The 24,807-nt window shown below is 39.9% G+C and carries 22 protein-coding genes; 8 read left to right on the top strand and 14 right to left on the bottom strand.

Translation table 11 applies throughout. The annotated features are described in order from the left end of the window. Positions 1-5 precede the first annotated feature (5 nt). The 3 genes from WH223_RS11095 to WH223_RS11105 form a co-directional block, all read right to left on the bottom strand. The gene (locus tag WH223_RS11095; RefSeq protein ID WP_340047717.1) at positions 6-785 is read right to left on the bottom strand and encodes a sulfite exporter TauE/SafE family protein; all 780 of its coding nucleotides are present in this window, start codon (positions 783-785) and stop codon (positions 6-8) included. A gap of 74 nt (positions 786-859) precedes the next feature. Then, positions 860-1,273, bottom strand: coding sequence for a DUF6691 family protein (locus WH223_RS11100; protein ID WP_340047718.1), 414 nt, complete (start codon positions 1,271-1,273; stop codon positions 860-862). 17 nt (positions 1,274-1,290) lie between these two features. Next, positions 1,291-1,839, bottom strand: coding sequence for a YeeE/YedE family protein (locus WH223_RS11105; RefSeq protein ID WP_340047720.1), 549 nt, complete (start codon positions 1,837-1,839; stop codon positions 1,291-1,293). A gap of 185 nt (positions 1,840-2,024) precedes the next feature. On the opposite strand from WH223_RS11105, the gene WH223_RS11110 reads away from it, so the two are divergent. Then, positions 2,025-2,603 (top strand): pentapeptide repeat-containing protein, encoded by a 579-nt coding sequence (locus tag WH223_RS11110; RefSeq protein WP_340047722.1) that lies wholly within the window; start codon positions 2,025-2,027, stop codon positions 2,601-2,603. A 56-nt stretch (positions 2,604-2,659) separates the two neighbouring features. Here the strand turns inward: WH223_RS11110 and WH223_RS11115 are convergent, their stop codons facing one another. The 4 genes from WH223_RS11115 to WH223_RS11130 all read right to left on the bottom strand — a co-directional run bounded on the left by WH223_RS11115 (position 2,660) and on the right by WH223_RS11130 (position 6,446). Further along, entirely contained in the window at positions 2,660-3,784 is a 1,125-nt protein-coding gene (locus WH223_RS11115) for a lipid II:glycine glycyltransferase FemX (RefSeq protein WP_340047723.1), read from the bottom strand. A 235-nt stretch (positions 3,785-4,019) separates the two neighbouring features. Beyond that, on the bottom strand, positions 4,020-4,922 hold the full coding sequence (locus WH223_RS11120; RefSeq protein WP_340047725.1) for a class I SAM-dependent methyltransferase: 903 nt from the start codon (positions 4,920-4,922) through the stop codon (positions 4,020-4,022). 31 nt (positions 4,923-4,953) lie between these two features. Next, the gene (locus WH223_RS11125) at positions 4,954-5,709 is read right to left on the bottom strand and encodes an ABC transporter ATP-binding protein (protein ID WP_340047726.1); all 756 of its coding nucleotides are present in this window, start codon (positions 5,707-5,709) and stop codon (positions 4,954-4,956) included. Positions 5,710-5,711: 2 nt separating this feature from the next. Next, the gene (locus WH223_RS11130; protein ID WP_340047727.1) at positions 5,712-6,446 is read right to left on the bottom strand and encodes an MlaE family ABC transporter permease; all 735 of its coding nucleotides are present in this window, start codon (positions 6,444-6,446) and stop codon (positions 5,712-5,714) included. A 176-nt stretch (positions 6,447-6,622) separates the two neighbouring features. Between WH223_RS11130 and WH223_RS11135 the strand changes: the two genes are divergently transcribed. After that, positions 6,623-7,555 (top strand): LiaI-LiaF-like domain-containing protein, encoded by a 933-nt coding sequence (locus tag WH223_RS11135; RefSeq protein ID WP_340047728.1) that lies wholly within the window; start codon positions 6,623-6,625, stop codon positions 7,553-7,555. 107 nt (positions 7,556-7,662) lie between these two features. Then, positions 7,663-9,663: a (E)-4-hydroxy-3-methylbut-2-enyl-diphosphate synthase gene (gene ispG, locus WH223_RS11140; protein ID WP_340047729.1), complete on the top strand. Its 2,001-nt coding sequence runs from the start codon at positions 7,663-7,665 to the stop codon at positions 9,661-9,663. A gap of 4 nt (positions 9,664-9,667) precedes the next feature. Here the strand turns inward: ispG and priA are convergent, their stop codons facing one another. Continuing rightward, positions 9,668-12,148: a replication restart helicase PriA gene (priA, locus tag WH223_RS11145; RefSeq protein WP_340048291.1), complete on the bottom strand. Its 2,481-nt coding sequence runs from the start codon at positions 12,146-12,148 to the stop codon at positions 9,668-9,670. Positions 12,149-12,308: 160 nt separating this feature from the next. Then, the gene (locus WH223_RS11150; RefSeq protein ID WP_340047730.1) at positions 12,309-12,698 is read right to left on the bottom strand and encodes a DUF423 domain-containing protein; all 390 of its coding nucleotides are present in this window, start codon (positions 12,696-12,698) and stop codon (positions 12,309-12,311) included. A gap of 324 nt (positions 12,699-13,022) precedes the next feature. Here WH223_RS11150 and WH223_RS11155 point away from each other — a divergent pair, with 324 nt between their 5' ends. The 5 genes from WH223_RS11155 (at position 13,023) to WH223_RS11175 (ending at position 19,697) form a co-directional block, all read left to right on the top strand. Continuing rightward, entirely contained in the window at positions 13,023-15,647 is a 2,625-nt protein-coding gene (locus WH223_RS11155) for a hypothetical protein (RefSeq protein ID WP_340047731.1), read from the top strand. Positions 15,648-15,745: 98 nt separating this feature from the next. Beyond that, complete coding sequence (locus tag WH223_RS11160; protein ID WP_340047732.1) at positions 15,746-16,756, top strand: DHH family phosphoesterase; 1,011 nt, start codon at positions 15,746-15,748, stop codon at positions 16,754-16,756. Between the two features lie 21 nt (positions 16,757-16,777). Then, positions 16,778-17,767 (top strand): FKBP-type peptidyl-prolyl cis-trans isomerase, encoded by a 990-nt coding sequence (locus WH223_RS11165; protein ID WP_340047733.1) that lies wholly within the window; start codon positions 16,778-16,780, stop codon positions 17,765-17,767. A gap of 116 nt (positions 17,768-17,883) precedes the next feature. Then, positions 17,884-18,666, top strand: coding sequence for a TatD family hydrolase (locus WH223_RS11170; RefSeq protein WP_340047734.1), 783 nt, complete (start codon positions 17,884-17,886; stop codon positions 18,664-18,666). Positions 18,667-18,674: 8 nt separating this feature from the next. Continuing rightward, positions 18,675-19,697: an asparaginase gene (locus WH223_RS11175; protein WP_340047735.1), complete on the top strand. Its 1,023-nt coding sequence runs from the start codon at positions 18,675-18,677 to the stop codon at positions 19,695-19,697. On the opposite strand, the gene WH223_RS11180 is transcribed toward WH223_RS11175, so the two are convergent. The 5 genes from WH223_RS11180 to WH223_RS11200 form a co-directional block, all read right to left on the bottom strand. Further along, positions 19,694-20,410: a class I SAM-dependent methyltransferase gene (locus WH223_RS11180; RefSeq protein WP_340047736.1), complete on the bottom strand. Its 717-nt coding sequence runs from the start codon at positions 20,408-20,410 to the stop codon at positions 19,694-19,696. The genes WH223_RS11175 and WH223_RS11180 overlap by 4 nt on opposite strands. Continuing rightward, positions 20,410-21,582 carry a nicotinate phosphoribosyltransferase gene (gene pncB / locus WH223_RS11185; RefSeq protein WP_340047737.1) on the bottom strand — a complete coding sequence of 391 codons (1,173 nt, stop codon included), beginning with the start codon at positions 21,580-21,582 and terminating at the stop codon, positions 20,410-20,412. The genes WH223_RS11180 and pncB overlap by 1 nt, the downstream gene beginning before the upstream one ends. 159 nt (positions 21,583-21,741) lie before the next feature. Then, entirely contained in the window at positions 21,742-23,091 is a 1,350-nt protein-coding gene (locus tag WH223_RS11190; protein ID WP_340047738.1) for a DUF6600 domain-containing protein, read from the bottom strand. Between the two features lie 197 nt (positions 23,092-23,288). Next, positions 23,289-23,645 carry a Yae1 family protein gene (locus WH223_RS11195; RefSeq protein ID WP_340047740.1) on the bottom strand — a complete coding sequence of 119 codons (357 nt, stop codon included), beginning with the start codon at positions 23,643-23,645 and terminating at the stop codon, positions 23,289-23,291. Positions 23,646-23,721: 76 nt separating this feature from the next. Then, positions 23,722-24,732, bottom strand: coding sequence for a hypothetical protein (locus WH223_RS11200; RefSeq protein WP_340047741.1), 1,011 nt, complete (start codon positions 24,730-24,732; stop codon positions 23,722-23,724). Between the last annotated feature and the right edge of the window lie 75 nt (positions 24,733-24,807).

Genomic DNA, 24,807 nt, shown 5'->3' on the forward strand with positions numbered 1-24,807 from the left:
GTGTCCTAGCCCAACTCCTTATAGATTACATAGAGTCCCATCAGGAGTATTACATAGCCGAACATTTTTTTCAAATGCTGGCCATTCATTTTCTTTGATAAGGCGAAGCCTAAAAATATCCCGCACATAGCAAAGCCCGTATAGCCTAAAATCAAAGGCCAATCAAACTTCTCAAATCTACCCCAGTCGCCCACCAAACCAAACAATGAGTTGACCGCGATAATTACCAAAGACGTAGACACAGCCTTCTTAACCGGCATATGATAAAAGCTTACTAAGGCCGGAATAATTAGGAAACCTCCGCCAGCTCCCACCGCCCCTGTGACTAAGCCTACAAAAAGCCCCTGCACAACGATCTGCCATAGAGGAATTACACAATTGGCATCAAGCTTTCGTTCGGCTTCGGTAATCATTGACCAGGAGGATGCTAACATCACCATCGCAAAAAGAACCATCAGCAAAACGGACTGCTCAATAGCATAACCTGCAATGACAATGACCTTTGGTATTAAAGGCACAATGAATGCACGTGTAATAAAAACCATCACAAGCGACGGCAAACCAAAGCTTAGTATTTTATGGATATCTACCTCCTTCGCTCGAAAACCGCGCACAGCTCCAATAAGAGAGGTCATCCCAATAGCAAACAACGAATAGGTAGTGGCCAATACGGGGTCTACCCCCATCACATAGACCAGAATCGGCACCGTGAGTATCGTACCACCACTGCCCACCAACCCCAATGTTGCCCCTACAACAATGGCTAATAAAAAACCAATTAACATAGGGTCAATTCTACTAAATAAAACATGATTTCGATCTTTTGCATCTCTCTGCCAAAAGTAGCAATACTCTACCGTTAATGTGGCAACTTATCTTTGATTAAACCATATAAATACGTACCTAGTAGCGCAAAGATAGCGACGACAACCATCGGCATAAGGCCTGCTCCTATAAGTACAAACACGGGACCTGGACATGCACCGACTAATGCCCAACCCATTCCAAAGCAAACACCACCTAATAGATAGCGCCATACGGTCTTTGCCTTAGGCACAAAAATGATAGGTTTACCATCTACCGCAACAGCATGTCTACGTTTCATAAGCTGCACCGCAACGACGCCAATCACTAAGGCGGAAGCAATAAAGCCATACATATGGAAGGATGCGAAATTAAACATCTCGTAAATGCGGAACCATGACGCTGCTTCGGCTTTATACATTGCCATACCAAACACAACACCCAGTAGTATATAAATTAATCTTTTCATCGTTGGTCGAATATGTATTAAAAAATAAAAGGAAAAAGCAGATGAACCATCACCAGTCCACCTATGAAAAAGCCAATAACAGCAATTAATGAAGGCCACTGCAAATCACTCAGCCCCGAGATGGCATGGCCTGAAGTACAACCGCCAGCATAGCGTGTACCAAAACCAATTAGCAAACCACCAACCGACCACAACAAGATATTCTTTAAGCTCCAGTCGCCAAAAAGCTCGATAGGCGAATAGCTTGTACCTGCGCTAGCAAAACCGGTAGCATGCAGCTTATTTAACACGCTATCAGCTAATGCTGGAGCCTGCCCATTGGATAGAAAATGAACCGATACATAGCCACCAAGAACAGAGCCTACAAGAAATAGTAGATTCCATTGCTGAGCCTTCCAGTCGAAACGAAAGAACTCGGCACTTCTACCGGCACCTAAAGCGGCACACATCGTTCTGAAGTTTGAGGAAAAACCAAAGGTTTTACCCAACTTGATGAGCGCTATCATCACGAGTGCAACCAATATTCCGCCTACATACCAAGGCCAGGGATTCATTATCCATTCCATAATTGTATATTTTTGTATCTACTCCTACAAAGATGCCTCATTTGTCACTACCTTTCGGTTACTTAAGTTACAGAGCGCAATAAAACAGCGAGACATCTCCATAAATTAAAGCCTAAGGATGGCTATATTTGTACGCTTAAAACCTACTAGTGTCGTAAATTTATCAAACATAAATGCAATTACCAATGGAAGAGACGATTATACATCAAGAAAAAACATTTTCAAAGGTGGAGTATGCCAATTGCACACTTCGCAATAGAGAGTTTATACAATGTACATTCAGTCACTGTGATTTTAGCAATAGCGATTTACGAGACAACACTTTTGAAGATTGCCGATTTGAATCCTGTAACTTCTCCATGGTAAAACTAGATGGCACAAGCTTAAGGAACATCCACTTCATAGGATGCAAGGTTTTGGGTTGTGATTTTAGCCGCTGCAATAAATACATGTATTCTTTTTCTTTCACAGACAGTATCCTCGACTACAGCATCTTTATTGGTCTTAAAATAAAAGGTACCCATTTCGAACGCTGCAGTATGAAAGAGGTAGATTTCAGTCATACGGATTTATCTACAGCCATTTTTGACGAATGCGAATTGAGCGGAGCTACTTTCTCCAATAGCAACTTGGAGAAAACAGATTTTCGAACAGCACATAATTTCCGCATTCAGCTAGAAAATAATAAAGTGAAGAAGGCTAAATTTAATACAGCGAATCTCGCCGGACTGGTGCTTCACTATGGTTTAGACCTACACGATTAAACAAAAAAGGAATAACAACAACTTGATATTCCCTTTTCATCTTCCATACAATGTGCTTAACTCAGGTGGTAGCTCTGATTTTTAAACTCCATCGATATATAATATTGGTATTTATCTTTATTAAGCGGATAGTCCCAACAGCCTAAGCGGTGGTACATCGTTCCACCAAATCCTGTTTTAAAGCGATATAAGCCATACATTGGGTGTGATGGGTCTGCCTGTGGTGCTACACCGAAGAAATCGTATTCTGTACATCCTTTTTCTTTCGCCAGTTCCATAGCACGCCACTGCAAAGCATAGCTTGCCATATAATTACGATTATCAGTTGCTGAAGCTCCATACAAATAGGTACCACGCTTATTAGAAACCACTAAAAACATGGCCGACAAAGGTTGCTCATCGACTTCCGCGACCAATAGATAAACATCGGCTGGCGATGTACTATCGTTAGCCTTAGCAGAAAGCACGATACGGAAGTAACTAATATCATGTAAGAAAAAGTTATTCCGCGCAGCGGTCTCCTTATACAGAGCATACCATATATCTAAACTCTCGAACCCCAAAGAACGTACGCGCACACCTTTTCGTTTCGACAGGTTTATATTGTAGCGTGTTTTCGACTTCATCTCACCCAACAACACATCGGTATCTTTTTTCAAATCCATAAATATGGTGTTCGAAGGGAGAATATCTGTATTCGCTTTGCGCAAGTTCCAATTTTCGGTATTAAAATTCAGGCGTATTTCTTGAATTTTCTTATCGGGTACACCTAGCCAGTTGCCATGCACATCATAGCAGTCTTCTTCTTTTGCCCAGTGAGACTCCCACGATAGGTCATAGCGAATCATCAAACAGGTTTTGGGTAGAAAAGAACGCAAGCTTTCCGACAATTGTTCCAAAAAGTAACCTTGCACTTCCTCAGCTGGTTCAATCTCTGGTCCGTAAGGAACATAGGCAATACAAGCTTCCTCATCGATATGTTGAATTAAAATCAACAAGTCGCCTATCATGTAGGTATCACCAGCGAAATCATTGAATAAATCCTCCCCTTTAACTTTAAAATTAAAAGCTTTAGAATCTACACCTTGCATCTTTTTCACTTCCGACCAATAGGAGGTTTGTTGAATAATGGAAGTCTGATAAATTTGTCTCTTGTCTTTATTTTCTACGTCAGCAATCATAACATTTTAACATTCAATATAGCAGGCAATTAATCAAGTAAGCGGCCTACAGCTTACGATTTCAATGGCCAAAACGGCAAACATAGCCAAAATGATTAACTAAAGGGACCTTATTTGTCATAATCGTGTTAAAACACAGTTTTTCAGCCGTTTTCACGGCAAAACAAACTCAAAAAAGCCCTAAAACAACAAAAGCCTCCCGAAAAGGAGGCTTTCAAATATATTTTAAGGAAACTTACTTAGCGTATTTTCTAAACTTTCCGAAAACACCTAAAGGCAATTTCGGCCCAGCCGTAGCTTGTAAGTATAACTCACCAATTTCTAAATTCTCAACTTGAGGGAATGATGTTCTGATTAAGTTTTCTACAATAACAGAAGAGAAACCTAAAGAGTACGTATTTAAAATTAAGAAGTGTTCTTTTGGATCTAATAACTGCACCACATCTTTCATCATTTCCATGATATGATCTTCCAGCTTCCACTTTTCACCTTTAGGGCCATGACCATAAGCCGGTGGATCCAAAATGATACCGTTGTAGGTGTTACCACGTTTAAGCTCTCTTTTCACAAACTTCAATGCATCTTCAACAACCCAGCGGATATTATCCAACGATGAAATTTCCTGATTCTCATTCGCCCAAGTAACAACTTGTTTAATCGAGTCAACGTGTGTCGTGTCTGCACCCGCAGATTTTGCAATCAAAGAAGCGCCACCCGTGTAAGCGAACAAATTAAGAACTTTCGGTTTTTCAGTTTTGAAATTTTTAACCGACTCAGAAATATAATCCCAGTTTACCGCTTGCTCAGGAAACACACCAACGTGCTTAAAAGAAGTTAACCCTAAACGTAAAGTTATGGCAGCATCTTTATTTTTATACGAAATATGCCAGCGATCTTGCGCTTTTACATTTTTCTTAACCCACTCGCCAGAAGTTGCCGAACGGCCTTTAAATTTTATATCATGGCGTTTATTCCACTCTTGTTCGCTCAAAGCTTTAGGCCATACAGCCTGTGGTTCCGGACGAATTAGCGTTAAATCACCAAATCGCTCTAATTTTTCAAAATCACCACAATCGATTAATTCGTAATCTTTCCAATGCTGTGGCGTTAAAAGTTGTATTTGCGTAGTTGTAGACAATGTGTTAAAATTTGCGACAAAGATACATCATTTATTTTATTGTTGACCGTGCTGCTTTCATCAATGGACTGGCAAAGACAAAATCGTTGAGCTCTTGATTATCTGAACGCAACATATCTTTGTTTGATCCTTCCCAATATTTCTGCCCTTTGTATAAAAATAAAATATAATCGCCAATCCCCATCACCGAGTTCATATCATGCGTAACCACAATTGTTGTACACTGATACTCTTCGGTAAGCTCTTTGATGAGCTCATCAATTAAAATGGATGTAGCTGGATCTAAGCCCGAATTGGGCTCATCACAAAATAAATATTTTGGACTCATACTGATAGCACGTGCGATACCAACCCTCTTCTTCATACCTCCAGAAAGCTCCGCAGGATACAGTTTATTGGTATTCTTTAAGTTTACACGGTCTAAACAGAAATTGGCACGTTCCAACTTTTCCTTTTTACTCATATCAGTAAACATGTCGAGGGCAAAAATGATGTTTTGCTCCACCGTCATTGAGTCAAAAAGTGCAGAGTTCTGAAAAAGCATACCTATCTCACGACGTATAGCAACCTTTTCCTCGCGGTCCAGCGCTGTAAACTCCTCTTTATCGAAAAACACTTTACATTCCTCCGGTTCATGTAAACCAACGATACATTTCAACAAGGTACTTTTTCCCGAACCAGAGCCTCCAATAATTAAGCTTACTTTTCCCGGTTCGAAAATGGCATCAATACCGCTTAAAACAGTTTTGTCACCAAATGATTTATGAATATTTTGAATCTCTATCATCCCTATAACATCAATGCAGTTATAATATAATCACAGGCTAAGATGGAAATACAGCCAATAACTACAGCCTTCGTTCCTGCCTGCCCCACTTCTAAAGCTCCACCTTGCACATAAAAACCTTTATATGCTGGAACAGTTGTAATAATAAAACCGAACACAAAAGCTTTTACGAGGGCTACAACAACCGTAAATCCGTTAAATCCACCCTGAATACCTTGTATATAATCCGTAGCTGGTACAGCTCCTGATAAAGCCCCTCCTATTAAACCTCCACAAATGGCACAAAAGATAGCGATAATCACCAATACAGGAATCATAACCACACCCGCTATAACTTTAGGTAGAATAAGATAACTCGCCGCATTAACGCCCATAATCTCTAAGGCGTCAATCTGCTCGGTAACACGCATAGACCCTATTTGCGAAGAAATAGAGGAGCCTACTTTCCCCATCAACACCAAAGCCGAGATAGTAGGCCCTAGTTCCAAAATATTAGAATCTCGGTTAATTTGCCCAATAACGGAAGATGGTATTAAATCAGAAACAAGCTGAAAGGCAATTTGCAAAGTCATAACCGCCCCAATGAAAGTAGAAATGATTAAAATAAGACCTAAGGAACCTATCCCTATATCTGTCATTTCATGAAAAATATCCTTCAGATAAATTCTCCATTTCTCAGGCCGCTTAAAAACTTGTTTCAGCAACAACACATATTTACCAAAATGATGAAATATCATAAGTTCGTTTGCTATTATTATTAAATACTAACGCAATATACACATTAGCCTAGGAAAATTCACCGACATAAAGCTTTATTTCACCGACTATAATAACAACATAACCTAAAAGAGGTTTGCCAAAAAATTAGTATCTTATACCTTAGAGCTCTATATTTACAGTAGATTTAAAAAACATGGAAAATAAAATCACGTCGGGAATTTGGTTTGTCTTCATAGGGCTGATTCTACTATTACATAACTTACATGTAATCGACTTCAACCTATGGGCTGTATTCAAATATTGGCCACTACTTATCATTATAGTAGGTATTAACCTTATGGTTCAAAAGAGAACCTATGGCCCCTATGTCAAAATAGGAAGTAACCTTGTTTTGCTTGCTTGGGTTTTATATGTAGGTATCACCTCTAAGTCATCAAGTTGGCAAGAATCTATTTTCACACAACGCACCGAAAACTACAATGATGAAGGCGACTCCGCAGCCTATGCAAACACCGTGAGTGTTCCTTTTGAAGAAAATTATAAAGAAGCAAAATTTGAATTTAACGGCGGTGCCGGCACATTCGACTTTCAGAGTAACCCTTCGGATGATCTTATCACAGCGAATAGCCCCGATAAATACATGGGATTGAATTTGGTGACAGATCATGTTGGCGATAAGCACACTATAACGCTAAACGCAAAACGTATAGGTAAGAAATCGAAAAAGAACATCGAAACGGTAAATCTTAACCTACAACCAAATACACTTTGGGACATCGAGCTCAACTATGGCGCTGCAACATTATCGGGTGACATATCACACTTAGGCTTCAAAAAGTTGGAAATAAATACGGGAGCGAGCACCATGGAGTTAAAATTAGGTACGCCGAAAATAGCGCTATCCAAAATTACAATTGAAACTGGTGCCTCTACGATTCATTTAAAAATACCTAAAGAAGCCGCCATTATGGTTACCCATTCGTCGGTATTATCTTCCAATAGCTTTGAAGGTTTCGAAACCAACAGCAAAGGATTGGCCATGACGAAAGATTACGACAAGGCAGCCAACAAATACGAAATCAATGTAGAAGGTGCGGCGAATACATTTACCATAAGCCGCTACTAAAAGAAATAGCGACGCAGCGCTACGGCGTAATTCCTATAAAACCCGATGCTTTACCTCTATGCTAAAGCATCGGGTTTTAGAAAAAATAGCTAACTTTGACGCTAGCAATGGATACGAAAAACGCAATCTTACTACCGGGAGCTTATTGTAACTCCAAGACATCATATAGTCGCTTCTTGACACGTGAAGTTACCATCGGGGATATCCCTATGGGCGCACACCATCCCATCCGCATACAGAGCATGACCACCATCGACACGATGGACACCCAAGGATCTATCGAACAGACGATACGTATGGTCGATGCGGGATGTGAATATGTGCGTATTACAGCACCCAGTATTAAAGAAGCTGAAAACTTAGCTAACATCAAAAAAGGATTAGTCGCTCGAGGATACAACGTTCCTTTGGTTGCTGATATTCACTTTACGCCGAACGCGGCGGAAGTAGCAGCACGCTTGATAGAGAAAGTACGTGTCAACCCAGGAAACTATGCCGACAAGAAAAAGTTTGATCAAATAGACTATACCGATGCTGCCTACCAAGGCGAGCTAGAACGCATCTACAAAAAATTTGCTCCACTAGTAGAAATTTGTAAAAACTATGGTACCGCTATGCGCATCGGGACGAACCATGGTTCACTATCCGACCGCATCATGAGCCGCTATGGCGATACGCCAGAAGGCATGGTAGAGTCAGCCCTTGAGTTTATACGCATCTGTGAAGACCTCAACTACTATAACCTTTGTGTATCGATGAAATCATCCAATCCTCAGGTAATGGTAAAAGCGTACCGATTACTCGTAGAGAAAATGGTTGCTGAAAACATGAACTATCCATTACACCTTGGTGTTACGGAAGCGGGTGATGGTGAAGATGGTCGTGTTAAATCTGCCGTAGGCATTGGAACACTACTAGAAGATGGGTTGGGTGACACCGTACGTGTATCTTTGACTGAAGAGCCTGAAAAAGAAGCTCCTGTAGCAATCGCTTTAGTGAACCGCTACAGTCGTAGAAAAACGGCTATCGAAGCGGCTCCCAAAAGAGAAATACTAACACTTAGCAACGAAACGGAAACCAAAGCCTATGAAGCACATGAGGTAAATACCTTTGTTGGTGGTTCTTTAGTTCCTCGTGTGATTGTCGATATAACTAAAGAAAATCTTAAAGATCCGTTTATCCTTACTGCAGTAGGCTATCGCTATGATGCCATCAACGATAAATACCATATGGGGGATCAATCGGTAGATTTTGTCTATTTAGGCGCTAATCTTCCATCCTTTACCCTACCGGGAAATCTTAAAGTCCTTTACGATTATAACACCTGGATAAATTTAGCTGATAAAGCAAATAAGCATCCGCTTTACAGCTTAGTGGAATTCAACAAAGCGACAACGAAAGACCCTGTCTTAAACCTTGTTCGCATCAGTAATACGGATTTAGAAAGTGATGATTTTGCACAGCTTGTAGCCGATAAGACCATCGTATTTTTAGTAGAGACGGACTATTTGCATGGTATGGCCGATCAGCGTCAATTTTTCGCAAACCTACAGGCTATAGGTATCAGCATTCCCGTAATTATTAAGAGGAGCTATCCTGTGTCTGAATTTTCAGGCCCTAAAGGAGATATTATGAATCCGGAAGAGCCTTTATCAAAATTGCAGCTTTATGCTTCTACCGATCTAGGAGCCCTATTAATTGATGGTTTAGGTTCAGGTATCTGGATAGATTCGCCTGCCACAGCAACGCAACATATCGCATCTTTATCTTTCGGTATTTTACAAGCTACACGCTCTCGGATTTCAAAAACAGAATATATATCTTGCCCTAGCTGTGGACGTACCTTGTTTGATCTACAAGAAACTACGCAGATGATACGTAGCCGTACAAACCACCTTAAAGGTTTGAAAATAGCTATTATGGGCTGTATTGTGAATGGTCCGGGAGAAATGGCCGACGCAGATTACGGTTATGTAGGCGCTGGCCCCGACAAGATTACTCTATACCGTGGTAAAAAGGTCGTGAAAAAGAATGTTAGCTCGGCTAAAGCCTTAGACGAGCTTATCGATATTATAAAGAGTGACGACCTTTGGGTCGATGAAGAATAATCCGTTAGTACGGGTCGACATCAATGGAGACCCGTACCGAACGATTGTTTTTATCCATCTCAAACTGTAAAAGTGCGTGACGAATCAGTTCTTTAACTTTAGCAATACTCACATTGCCACGTTCGATTTTCAAATTTATCGTCTGAATAAAGTAGTTCCTTACTCGACCAACTAAAGGAGGTTCAGGACCTAAAACACGCTCACCAAGATTAACGCGCAACAAGCTCGCTAAGCGAATAGCCGCATCCTGTGTAACCTGCATATCGGTATGTTTAACATCTAACCGTATCAAACGATAAAAGGGTGAGTATTGATAGTTTTTACGCTCCTTCACTTCCGTCATAAACATACCTTCATAATCATGCTGCATCACCTGTTCCAACACTCTATGGTTTGGGGTGTTCGTTTGTATGATTACTTTTCCTCCTTGGTTTCGTCGTCCCGCGCGCCCTGCTACCTGAGAAAATAAAGAGAAAGCACGTTCATAAGCACGGAAATCAGGATAATTAATCATCGCATCCGCATTTATAATTCCAATCAAGCTAACACGGCCAAAATCTAAACCTTTAGCCACCATCTGCGTACCGATAAGAATATCAAACTCCTGATTGTCAAAAGCAACGATAATCTTTTCGAAGCCATGCTTTCCTTTCGCAGAATCCAGGTCTAAACGACCGATACGCGATTCCGGCAAAAGCAATTCCAGTTCTTCCTGAATACGCTCCGTACCGAACCCTTTATTCTCAATATGTGCCATACCGCAGGCTGGACATACCGCCACAGGCGGTTCATGGTGCCCACAATAGTGACAATGTAAGTGATTACTACTTTTGTGATAAGTCATGCTCACATCACAGTTCACACATTTAGCAACCCACCCACAGGTGCTACATTGCACAAAAGGAGTATAACCACGTCTATTCTGAAAGAGAATAACCTGCTCTTTTTTAGCCAACGTTTCTGAAATCTGTTGCAACAATATATGGCTAAAATAACCATTCATATGGCCTTTTCTACCCTCTTCAGTAACGTTTACTACCTCAATATCGGGCAGCTTAGAATCACCATAACGTTCCGCCAAGGTTACCAAACCATACTTTCCAGCTTTAGCATTGTAATAGCTCTCAATAGATGGTGTGGCAGAACCCAACAACACCTTCCCACGATGAATATTCGCTAGGTATATCGCTGTATCACGTGCTTGATAGCGTGGTGCCGGATCATACTGCTTGTAAGAGCTCTCGTGCTCCTCATCAACAATAATTAACCCTAGCTTCTGAAAAGGTAAAAATACCGCCGAGCGGGCTCCTATGACGACTTTAAACTCGCCACGTAGCACCTTCTGCCATACTTCAGCACGCTCATTATCATTAAATTTTGAGTGATAAACACCTAGCTTATCACCAAAATGCAACTTCAGTCGCTCTGTAATTTGGGTCGTCAAAGCAATCTCAGGCAATAGATACAAGGCATTCTTCCCCTCTTCTATCGCTGCTTCAATCAACCGTATATATACTTGTGTCTTCCCCGAAGCCGTAACCCCATGGAGAAGAACAACTTCTCTTTCTGTAAAATTTTGCTGAATAGCAGCTAATCCTTTTTGTTGCCCCTCATTCAACTCAAATTCAGCCGTTATCTCAACATCTTCTCCACCTAGTCGAGAAACAATCTTCTCCTCAACGACAAAAATATCTTTCTCTATTAATGCTGCAATTACGCCTGCACTAACCCCTGCACGCTCCATGATATCTTGACGTGAAATTTCCTTATTCACTTTAATAAGTTGAAGGAAGGCTAAGACAGCATCCTGTTGCTTTGGTGAGCGGTCTAAAGATTCCAATAGCGTTTGCAGGCCTGTAGGTCCTGAAAAAGTAGGATTCATCAATAGAAAAGATTTGACCTTCGGTTTATAGCGTTCCTTAATCTCTTCGGAAATTAAAACATACCCCTGGTCAAAAAGCCCTTTTAATAGTGGAAAAACAGTCTTCTGCCCCAATAACTTTATGACGTCATTGATGGTCAACTCTTTCGCTACATCTAGCGCCTCCATCACCATATATTCCCTATCGTTAAGCAAGGAGCGGTCTAAATCTGGATTATCGGAAGCCACAATCTTAGTTTCACTAGCCATCTTCAGGGCTGCAGGTAAAGCAGCCTGCATAATTTCGCCTAAGTAGCACATATAGTAGTCCGCCATCCATTCCCATAAGGCGAGCTGAGTAGCATCGACGACTGGTTCATCATCTATTACGTTGAGCAAATATTTGGCCTCATAATTTAAAGGAGGTTCCTTGCTAACCTTATAAATGATAGCTGCATAGATCTTATTGCGACCAAACTGTACAATAACGCGCTTACCAACGGCTACGGCATCTGTCCATTCTACAGGAACCCGATAGGTATACGTTTTAGCAATGTAAAGCGGCAAAATAACTTCAACGAAGAGCGTTTCGCGAGATGTACTAAATAAGGAGGCTGTTTCCATACGCTTCAAAAATACGAATTTTAAAATGGACAATATCGCGCTACCGACGCTAACATTTAATAGAACATGTTATTTTTTGAAAGAGCAATCTCCACAAAAAAGCCGTATTCCACCAAAAGGTAAGAAATACGGCTTTTCTAAAAATATGAAGACGTCTATTTTAAGAGCGATTTCTTACCGCTGCAACAAATAAACCAGCCCAACCAATGATGAAACATAATCCTCCCAAAGGCGTGATTGGCCCTAGAATACCTAAATTCTGTATACCTATAAGTTGGCGTACACTAAGCAGGTATAACGACCCGGAGAACAATAAAATCCCTAATACAAAAGCAATAAAAGAAACGCGAATTGAGGCGTTTTTTGCACGAGAAAATGTAGAAAGAAACAATAAGGCTAGGGTATGGTAAAAATGATACTGATTTGCAGTTTTCCAAGTTTCTAACTGACTCGCTTCCACTTTGCCGACCAAACCATGTGCACCAAAAGCTCCTAGTATTACCGCCAATACTCCGAATAAGGAGGCTACTAGTATAATCTGTTTATTCATAAAAAAGAACAATTGCTAAAACTTCATTACGCTTATAAATGTATAAAATATACCGCATAAAGCCTCTTTTTTCTTCAACTATTTATTGAAAACAAATAAAAGACGGCTAAAAAACAATCTTTTTAACCCAATTTACAGACCGCCTAGACATTATAATAGCATCCAAATCGGGCTATAAAAAATGGGGGCTCTCTAAATTTTACTTAAACGACAAATCATATACTGTCAACAAGCATATCCCTATTCTTTCAGAATTTTTAACAGCAGCTTAGTTAGACTTTGAAGATATTTTTTAAATTTGGTATAGATACTGATTTGTGCGTAATGAGAAATACAATTATCATAACTGTTTTACTTTTTGTAGCCGTAATTGGCGCTTCTATCTATTATTTTTCCGATTTAAACGGAGATAAAAATGGAGATATTAAACCTTTTACGTTCCTTCCTCGAGAAACATTCTTGGTAGCGGCATTCAATAATGATGCAGCCACGGAGAATATTTTCAAAGATTTTGAAATATTTGATGCCCTCGTTGGTAAAGAAGAAATGCAGCGCTTAACACGATTGAAGAAGGATATTTTACAAAATACCAGCTTACAACCGTTTGTTACAGACACGGAAATATTCTTGTCTTTCCAGCCTGACAAAGACAAAATTAGCAGCCTACTCATCATTCCGAGCATAAAAAAAATGGAGAAGAAAGACTTTGGCTTTCTCCTAAGTGAGCTTAAAAAAAGCTTTACCGTGAATCCTGTAGACTCTAGCGAATACAATATATATAGCTTGCAGGATGCGCATAAAGATAGCCTACTGTATATTGGTTGCTCTCGCGATGTATTTTTTGCTACGTATTCTAAAGACCTCCTAGCACGCGTCCTTGAAGACAAAACACCGAAACTCGAAAACAAACAAATAACATTCTTTGGCGAGAATAAAGGTAGAAATTCACCACTACGTGTTTATTTCGTCCATGACCAATTAAAGAATATTGCGCAACAACTGATGCGTTCTAACTATGGGCAGGTCATCTCTCTGTTTGACAACCTTGGCGGACAATCTGCCTGGAACCTTAACTTTAAAAATGACGCTCTTATTTTAAGTGGGGAGAGTGAAACGGAACAGAAAAAAGAAAATTATATTGAGCTTTTCAGTGCACAGAGTAAGACTACACAGGAACTTTATCAATATTTCCCTGAAAGTACGGCTTCCTATCTTTCCTTTTCATTAAGCAGCAAAGAAAGATTTCAAGAAGACTTAAAGCAGCTTTTTAGAAAACGTAAAGAAAGAGAAAAATTACAAACCCTAAAAGAGTCTATTCTTAAAGAAAAAGGGGTAGATATTGAAAAAGATCTTCCGCGCTTGCTCGGAAATGAGTTCGCTTTAGTAGAGCAAAGCAATCAAACGGAATTGTTGTTCGTAAAAGTAGCACACGCAGACTCTGCACGTCAAATCCTATCAAAACTATCTACTACAGCAACGGATTCTATACAACGCTTTGATACAACATCGCAACTTGTATATGGTTGGTTGGGCGACCCTGTTAAATCGTTTACACGCCCCTATTTTATTCAGATGGGTGATATTCTTGTTATGGCAAATAGCCTTCAAGTAATTCAAGAATATACGAGAGATTGGCAGCGTAAAGACCTTCTGATTGGTACTTTAGGCTTTAAGAACTTTGAGAAAATTCAAGGTAACGAAGCCAACATCACCTATTTTTCACGTACAAGAACATCTTCTCCTATTATTAGCCGTCTTCTTAAACAGCCGTATGCCAATATTTTTAATGACAAAAAGAACTTCGGCTATCAAGATTTCTTCTCTTGGTCATTCCAAATATCAGGTAATAATGGAAAATTTCTATCGAGTATATACGGAATCTTTAAAAGTAAAAACGCTTTAGGTGCTACAGCAGAATGGACATATTCTTTTGATAATAGACCGATTACGCAACCTTGGGTATTTGACCACTCAGATACGAGTCAGTTTATCTTGATTCAAGAGCAAGACCATAGCTTGCATGGAATTCATCCTTCAGGAAAAAAACTCTGGTCTGCGGTATTCTCTGGACGTGTCATCGGACAAGCACAGCAGTTAAAAGATAGATCTATCGTTCTTGTTACCGATAAAAGTAGATTATATCGTTTCGATCCTATGGGAAAACCTTTACCGGGATTTTCGGTAGGTCTTGCGCAACGACCAAGCTATTCACCAACCATAGCTACCCTTAATAATCAGCAGTTGCTTTTCATTCCAGCAGAAAATCAGCTATTGGTTTACGATATTGATGGTAAAGAAGTGGAGCATTGGAAAAATAAGAACCTCAACGGGTCTATACTATCTGCGGTACAGGTTTTCAACAATCATGTATATGTCGGTACCACGAGTGGACACTTTTACCAATTTGACCAGCAAGGTTCCCTTATCAAAGAAGAACAGATTGCCAATAGCCGCTTCCAACAAGCGATTGCTATTTCGGCAGATGCGAAAGGAACACCTAAGCTCTATGCGGTAGATTCAAACAATCAACTATACAGCATGGATTTTATTACGGCACCTACTAAGCATAAAGTAGCCAATTGGCAGCCTAAGGTGAAATTAGCCTTTGCTAACCTTGGAGCATCCTCCACGCCTACGCTTTTTGCAATCGACGGAAAAGAGTTTTCAGCATACAATCTAACAGATAGTATACCTAGCTTTACCTACAGCTTTAGCCATGAAACAGACGAGACACCTCAATTCTTTAATAACGACAAAAAAGAAAATTGGATAGGTGTAGCTGTTCGCGCCAATAACCTGGTCTACCTATTTGATGAAAAAGGGGTAGTTTATGATGGTTTCCCCATCGAAGCGATGCCTATGTTCTATTACGGGAAGATAGATTACAACAGTAGCAATTACCTCCTTTGTGTGCGTAGAGACAAGAAATTATATGCTTTTAAAAACTAGAAACAGTTAAATAATTAAGCAAATTTTAACGCTTTCGGATTTTTAAAAAATTTCAATAAACAACAAAATTGTAGTAGGTTTGCATTCTTAAATTTGTTATGCTAAAAGGAGAAAATAATTTACAGCTACTCGACCAACCTAAAAGAATCGTCATCACCACGCACCACAAACCTGATGGTGATGCACTAGGCTCATCTTTAGGACTATACCACTGGCTAAAAGCTAAAGGTCATCATGTTGAAGTGGTCTTATCTTCTGACTTCCCTGATTTTCTAGATTGGATTCCTGGCCGTGAAGATGTTATCATCTATCCTAAAGAGCAAGAGAAATCAGAAAAACTATTACAAGAAGCCGAATTAATCTTCTGTTTAGATTATAGTGCCTTGAGCAGAACGAATATATTAGAACCGCTGATACAAAAAGCAACAGGACAAAAATGGATGATTGATCATCACTTGGATCCTGAAGATTTTGCTCAGCTCAGCTATTGGGACTCCAATGCTGCTGCTACAGCACAGCTGGCCTATACTTTCATTACTGAAGTTTGCAAGGATGCTACAGCTATTACACATGAAATAGCAACCTGCCTATATACTGGGATTATGACGGATACAGGGTCATTCCGATTCCGTTCTACTACAGCTGCCGTTCACCATATCATCGCTAGCTTGATTGAGGCTGGTGCACGCAACTGGGAAATTCATGAAAAAGTATATAACAGTGGCACGGAAAGCAGATTGAACTTCCTGGGTTACTGTCTTTTAAATTGCTTAGTGGTTATTGAAGAGTACAATACAGCACTTTTCGCCATTAGTAAAGAAGACTTAGCTAAATTTAAAGTTTCTACAGGTGATACGGAAGGGCTAGTGAACTATGCGCTCTCTATCAAAGGAATTCGATTAGCTGGCTTATTTGTCGATAGAACTGAATTAATTAAATTATCTTTACGTTCTACGGGCGACATTCCATGTAATGAAATCTGCAAGAAATATTTTAATGGAGGAGGACATTTAAATGCTTCTGGTGGTAGCTCTAGTGCGAGCTTAGCCGAAGTGGTTGAAAAGTTCAAATCTATATTACCAGAATACAAAGAAATATTAACAAAATAACTTAGTGATTACATCAAAACAATGAAGAAATCAATTTTATTCCTATCGGCAGCTGTGACGCTACTAGCGACTGCAGCTTGTCAAAACTTTAAAAAAGGAGACGGCGGTCTTGAATACAACATTATCAAAGACGCCGGAGCAGAGAAAGCTAAAGCAGGAGATTTATTATCCGTAGACCTTATTGTAAAATCTGACCGTAAGGACTCACTTTTACAAAGTACATACGATATCGGTTTACCACAAATCGTAAACATTGCACCAGATTCAATTCCTGGTTTATATGCTGGTGACTACAACTCTATGTTTAAATTCTTAGGTGAAGGCGATAGTGCTGTTTTCCGTTTAAACTTGGATACAATGGCAGCAAAAACTGGCCAACCGAAACCAGAATTTGCGGATAAATTTGTTACGTTCACTGTTAAGGTTAGAAAGCATTTCAAAAAAGGTAATTTAACGGATTCAGCTCTTTATTCACAAATCGATACTTACTTCAAAGGTGAAATCGAAGGTCTTAAAAAAGCAGAAGAAACTAAATTATCGAAATACGTAGCTGACAAGAAATTAGAGCCTAAGAAAACGGCTTCAGGTCTTCAGTATGTAATCAAAGAAGAAGGTAAAGGTAATAAAGCAGTAGCAGGTGATACTGTTGTTGTAAACTATACAGGAACTTTAGTTAGCGGAAAAGTATTTGATACAAACAATGCTGAGGTAGCTAAAAAAGAAAATACATTCAGCCCTATGCGTCAGTATGAGCCTATTCGTTTCCGTGTAGGTCATGATCCAGTGATTCAAGGATGGACTGAAGGTCTTCAATTATTGAACAAAGGTTCTAAAGCTATTTTCTTAATTCCTTCTAGCTTAGGCTATGGCGAGCGCGGTGGTGGCTCAATCCCTCCATATGCTCCATTAGTATTCGAAGTTGAATTGGTAGACATCGTTGCTGGCCCTAAAGGCGAAGCTCCGGCACCAGCTCCAGCAGCTCCAGTGCAAGTACCAGCAGGACAAAAATAAGAATGCTGAAAATTTAGCAATGAAAACGCAAGATCTTTAAAAATCTTGCGTTTTTTTATGTTCCATTAGGTCGTTTAATACGAAAAGGGTAAATTTAGCCCCATCATTAATCGTTTATGTTCGCTGAATCCTATACCCTAACCGACACGCATACGCACATTTACTATCATGCCGGTACAGATAAGCTTGAAGATCAAATGCAACGCTGCTTTGACCAACAAATTAACAGACTATTCTTACCCAATGTAGATCAGGCATCTATTGCCCCTGTAATGAGTACCGCAGCGGCATATCCTGCCAATTGCTTTCCAATGCTAGGGCTACACCCTTGTTCTGTAAAAGAAGATTATAAAGCCGAATTAGCACATATCGAAAAAGCATTGGCTCAACATAAAGTATATGCTATCGGAGAAATAGGTCTTGATTTGTACTGGGATAAAAGCACCTTAGAAATACAAAAAGATGCCTTCCGTACACAGGTTGCTTGGGCTAAAGCATTAAGCTTACCTATAGATATCCACTGCCGTGAAGCGTTTGATGAACTTTTTCCACTATTAGAGGAGCTTAAAGACGAAAAGCTTTATGGTGTTTTACATTGCTTTACTGGCACTCTAGAGCAGGCACAACGTGCGATAGACCTTGGCTTTGCCTTAGGAATTGGCGGTGTTGTAACCTTCAAAAAAGCAGGACTTGATGCTGTTGTTAAAGAAATTGACTTGCAGCACATCGTCTTAGAGACTGATGCACCTTATTTGGCACCTTCTCCGTATCGCGGAAAAGAGAATGAAAGTAGTTACCTATACCACATTGCAGAAAAAGTAGCAGACTTAAAGCAGATAAGCATTAAAGAACTCGCTACCATAACCACCGAGAATGCAACACGCATTTTTGGTATTTAACAACAATTATGCAGAATATTTTTATCATCTACACCGGAGGCACTATTGGCATGGTACAAGACCCTGAAACAGGGACCTTCGTACCTTTTGACTTTGAGCTTATCGCTCGAAATCTGCCAGACCTCGCTCGCCTCAATTACAACCTAACCGTACACTCCTTTACTCCTATCATCGACTCTTCCAACATGAAGCCTTCTATTTGGTTAGAAATGGCTCAAATCATTAAGGACAACTACGAGCACTATGATGGTTTTGTTATTTTGCACGGTTCGGATACGATGTCTTTCTCCGCATCAATTTTAAGCTTTATGCTTGAAGGCTTGCAAAAGCCTGTTATTTTATCTGGTTCTCAGTTACCAATCGGTGAAATCAGAACTGATGCACGCGAGAATATCATGACAGCACTGGAAATTGCGTCCGCGAAAGAAAATGGAAAGTCAATTATTCAGGAGGTTTGTATTCTATTTGATAATAAGTTATTCCGCGGAAACCGTTCCTTCAAGTACAATTCAGCTAAGTTTGAGGCATTCCGCTCACCAAACTACCCCGTACTGGCGGAAGCAGGCATACATATTAATTACAACAGAGAAGCCTTATTAGATAATACAGACAAAGAATTCATACTGCATACACAGATTGATGACCAGGTAGCTGTATTAAAACTATTTCCAGGTATCAATAAAGCAACTATCAAAGCTATTCTAGAATCTGATGCGCGTAGCATCATCATGGAAACCTTTGGTTCTGGGAACACCATGACGGAACCGTGGTTCTTAGACCTGATAGGCGAAGCCATCAAGAATGGTAAAAATATATTAGATATATCACAATGTAAAGTAGGCTCGGTCGAATTAGGGCGCTATGAGACCTCACAGGGATTAAAAGCCTTAGGCGTGCTCAATGGTTACGATATGACATTTGAGGCTGCTGTAACAAAGCTTATGTACCTACAAGGGCATTTCGAAGAACAAGAGCCCGTAGCTCATTGGGTTGAAATACCGCTACGCGGAGAATTAACGGTTAACGATTAATCGTTAACCGCTTTTCTAGGTTCCATACGCACCAAATACTGATCTTGGTCATCTTCAAATAGAATCTGAACTACCCAGTCTTCTTCATGTGCTAATGCAATTAAGGCTTGTTGGTCGATATACAACCAATCGAACGGTTGGCCAACCTGCCCTTTATACTCATACTGAAAATGAATTTCTCCTAAATAATGATCAGGTTTAGGAATTCTATATTCTTCGTATAGATAAGAAATATCAGAGGAATCAAAAATCAATTGTCCTTTTTCACTCATTAAGGTTTTGCTATGACGTAATAGCTTACGAAGCCCTTCTATACTGCCTGCCAAACCAATACCATTCATAAGGAAAAGTAAGGTGTCGTAACCTTTATCAACCTTAAGATTAAAAAAATCAGCCTGAATGATCTCACGAACGCCTCTATTCTTCATCACCTCACATGCCGTATTAGATACTTCAAGAGCATCTACGACAAAGCCTTTTTCTTGTAGATATAACGCATGGCTTCCCACTCCTGCTCCTACATCTAAGACATGCCCATCACAAAGAGCCAATGCAATATGCTCTAATTCGGGGAAATCATCCGCATCCCTAAAGAATACGTCAATTGGCATCTCCTCAATATCCCCATAGCTACTATGTAGCAGCAAGGGTTCTGACAATGCATTTAGCGCGTGATAATCATAAAGCGCTTCCCCATATACATCTCTCTCCATTAATCTTTTATATTAAGAACTTCTTTTGCTATTTTAATTTCTTCAGCCTTTCCAGTATGCTTATTTGGCTCATCGGAAAGTTTAATAACAGGCGTCCAGTCACCATCCTCAGGTTTAGCTTCTTCCATTTTCAGTACAATATTCATACGAGTTAAGCCAACATCATTTGTAAAATCAGTACCTATACCAAAAGAATAACCAATTTTCCCTTCACAGAAGGCAACAATCTTAGCTACTTTTTCATAATCAAGGCCATCGGAGAAGATAATTGTCTTCGATCGTGGATTAATACCCTTACTTTCGTAATGGGCAATCGTTAAACGAGCGAACTCAATTGCATCACCACTATCATGCCTTACGCCATCAAAAAGCTTCGTTAATTTTTTATCAAATTGCTTGAAAAAGACCTCTGTCGTATACGTATCAGATAAGGCTATACCTAAATCACCACGATATACATCTGACCAATGCTCCAACCCTAAAAGATTAGCCATTTTATATCCATATTTAGCCGCATGAAACATAAACCACTCATGTGCATGTGTGCCAATCGGAGTCGTTTGGTATTTCATCGCAAAGTGTACATTACTAGTACCGATAAATGTTTTCGATGGATTTGATTTTAGCGTATCAATCACTAAATCATGTACCGCGTAAGAATGACGCCTACGTGTTCCAAAATCAGCAATAGTGATATTAAGTTTATCATACTTAGCCATCTTATCACGAACAATTTGACAGACGGTCTCATCATCAACCCTAACATCATCACTCATCTCATAGTACAACTCACAAATAAGCGACATGATAGGCACCTCCCACAAAATCGTACGGTACCAAAAACCTTCGATAGTCACCGTCAAATCGGCACCAACTTGTTCTATATGTACTTCCTCAGGATCGTAGCGATATCCCTGTAGAAAGTCAAAATAAGTAGGGTCTATGTAAGAACATTTGCTTGCAAAAAAAAACTTTTCTTCTTTCGACAGGCGTAAGCTCGCCATATCGGCAATAGACTCACGCAGCCTTTCGGCGAAACCCTCTGGAAATTTATGCTTACCACGGTTAATAAACCGATACCGCGCCTGAGCCTTAGGGAATAATTTCACCACCGCATATTGCATGGTAAATTTGTAAAAATCGTTATCTAGTATAGAGCTTAGTTTTGCCATATGTACGTCGTATCTGCATTGAAATAACAGTTGAAGTTAAGAAATTGTTGGCTCAAAAACGGCATGAAGCCAAAAAACAAAAAAGCCTGCGTGGTATCTACCACACAGGCTGCTTGTTATATTACTGTGATTTATTAAACGATATTACTTACCAAACGGCTATCTCGTTCTTCCTCCACCCGAAGAACGCTCGCCTCTACTACTACTAGAGCTCTCTCCACGTTCTCTGGTAGGCTGCACACGCTCGCTCGTCTCCCGTGTGGAAGATACAGGAGAAGCACTAGACCCTTCGCTGCGGCTACGTACCGGAGTAGAAGGCTGCTCTTGTTGACGACCTGTACCAGTCGAACGTGACTCTGTGGTACGTACTCGCTCTACAGTTCCTTCACTTCCGCGAGAAGAACTACGGTCAACGCGACTGCCGCTACTCTCTGTATTGCGTGACGGAACTCCCCATTCTGATCCAGAACGATCAGTAGAAGTAGGCCTACGCTCTACAGGTGTTTCCGTATTTCGCGTATTACCTCTTGTCTCGTTGACTACCTCTCCACGACTACGTTCTGGAGTTGTGCCTGTTACCGGCTGACGTGTATTTCCTCTTGTGTCTGTTCCGAGGTCGCCACGGCTACGCTCTGCCGTAGTCCCGGTTTCTGGCTGACGTGTATTTCCTCTTCCTGCATCTACACGAGATGGTGTTCGATCATTATTTGAAGAACCTCCTCTAACCTCTGTCGATCTATCGTCTCTTCCTGACCCAACACGTGAAGGAGCCCCATCACGTCCGCCAGCAGGCTGATAAATGCTTACAGAGCGTGTATCTACTCTCGAAGGAGCACGACTATCCATCGCACGGATGCTACGCATTTCTACGGAATGACCAATACTTCTTTCAATATCACGACGACCAGGTCCTCCATTATAATAGTTGTTATTGACAATATAAGTATTGTTGTTAATGATGGTCGTGCGGTTATACATATTGCGCTCACCATAGCTCCAATACCGATCCATTCGACGTTCATAAATACGACGTGTAGGGATAAAAACCCAAAAATCTAATGGCATACCCACTGAAACTCGAACATTTACAATTGGTCCCATAGGAGCCCAGCCATAGTATCCACCACCACTTCTCCAATCTACCCAAGCAGGTGCCCATTCATAACCAGGGAGCCAACCCCAACCGTTATAAGATGTATATACCCAACGACCATAATGAAACGGCGCCCAACCCCAAGCATAGCCTGAAACCCAGGTGTTACCATACTCCGTCATGGCCCAATACCCATTGGTACCATATGGTCTAAAATCACGTCCCACTCTAGCTGGAAACCAAATATCACCATAGTTGACATCTCGGTCCCAATAACCATATGGAGACAATTCCTGATATAAAAGTTCGAAAGAAACACGACCGAAAGGTTGTGCATTAGTTTGTTTTGGAGATAACATCATCAAAACGGAGGTCATGAGGACCACTATAAAAGTAAAGGTTTTTGTCTTGTTCATAACGCTATCTTTTAAAAGATTAAACATATCATTATTACCACTTATAAACTAAAACCTATAATGACTTTATTTATTAAGTATGGCTTTAACGGTATGACTACGTAAAATGAGCAAAGGTTTAGTCTATAGGATAAACAATCTATAAACAACTGATTTAAAAGAAATAAAATCAATTTAAAATTGCCTCAAACGATAGTTTAAGGTTTACCTAACTTTTGAAGGTCATCGGGTGAAAGATCTGTTAGTTTGGCTATATCGTCTAGTGAAAATCCTTCTTGTATCATTTTTCTAGCAATAACAATTCCTTTATCTAACTCTCCCTCTTGGCGACCTTCTTTGACACCTTCTTTGACACCTTCTTTGACACCTTCTTGACGGCCTTCTTTAACACCTTGTTGACGCCCCTCTTTAATACCTTCTTGACGACCTTCTTTGACACCTTCTTGACGACCTTCTTTAATACCTTCTTGGCGACCTTCTTTAATACCTTCTTGGCGACCTTTCTTTAAAGCTCGCTCAACAGCTTGTTTTTTCACAATTTCAATAACATCCATACTAATACTTCCTCCTGTAAGTTCACTTATTTGATTATCAAAAACTAAAACAATCTAAAATTGCTTACATGATAGTTCAATCTCTACCTAACTTTTGAAGCTCATCGGGTGAAAGATCTGTTAGTTTGGCTATATCGTCTAGTGAAAATCCTTCTTGTATCATTTTTCTAGCAATAACAATTGCTTTATCTAACTCTCCCTCTTGGCGACCTTCTTTAATACCCTCTTGGCGACCTTCTTTGACACCTTCTTTAACACCTTCTTGACGCCCCTCTTTAATACCTTCTTGACGGCCTTTCTTTAATGCACGTTCAACCGCTTGTTTTTTCACAATTTCAATAACATCCATACTAATACTTCCTCCTGTAAGTTCACTTATTTGATTATCAAAAAAAACATCAACTTCCTTATTTTCAATATATATAAAATTTTTAAGAAAAACTAGAAAGCTTTTTACATCTTCATGTGGATAGCCTCTTTTCAGCAAAGCTTTAGCAATAGTCAGGCGATTCTCCCCGAGTACATCATCGGCAACCTTCCCTTCCAATAAGGCTTTTTGACATGATAACACAATTAATGCGAAAATATTATCCATAGCTAACAGCTCCAACTCACTATTATCAAAAATATGGTAACTACGATAGTAAAAAGATAGTTTTGTATCTATAACTTCATACTGGTATTTCTTAGGACGTGCTTGTTGTCTCCCCCCTGTAAAAAAGGCTATTGTCTCCACAGGTTTTTGATGATAATCTAATAGTCGGTAATGATATTGTAACAAACGAAATGCAAAATCTTTATGACTTCCTCCTTCAATTTCAGTATGCACTAAAATATACTCATCAAGACCGTTGCAACGCCTTACCTTCGCCAACAAATCTGCCTCACGACGTCCTTTACTACGCTCTCTATTAGGATTAATCTTTAACAACTCTTTGTCTAGAAACTCAATAGCATGGCTAAAATCAAAGATAATTGCTGCATTAGGATAGATAAATCGTAGGAACTCGACAAAATATTGTTTGAATACTCCTTTGAGCAATTCATCATTTTGTTTAATTGGTTTTAGGTTATATTTTCCCCGCATACATTAGCAATTAAAAACCTGTTCAGGTTTTGATAATACATATCGGGCTATAAGAACAAAACCTATTTAATTGAA

This window comes from Sphingobacterium sp. MYb382 (assembly GCF_037572665.1).
Lineage (GTDB): Bacteria > Bacteroidota > Bacteroidia > Sphingobacteriales > Sphingobacteriaceae > Sphingobacterium.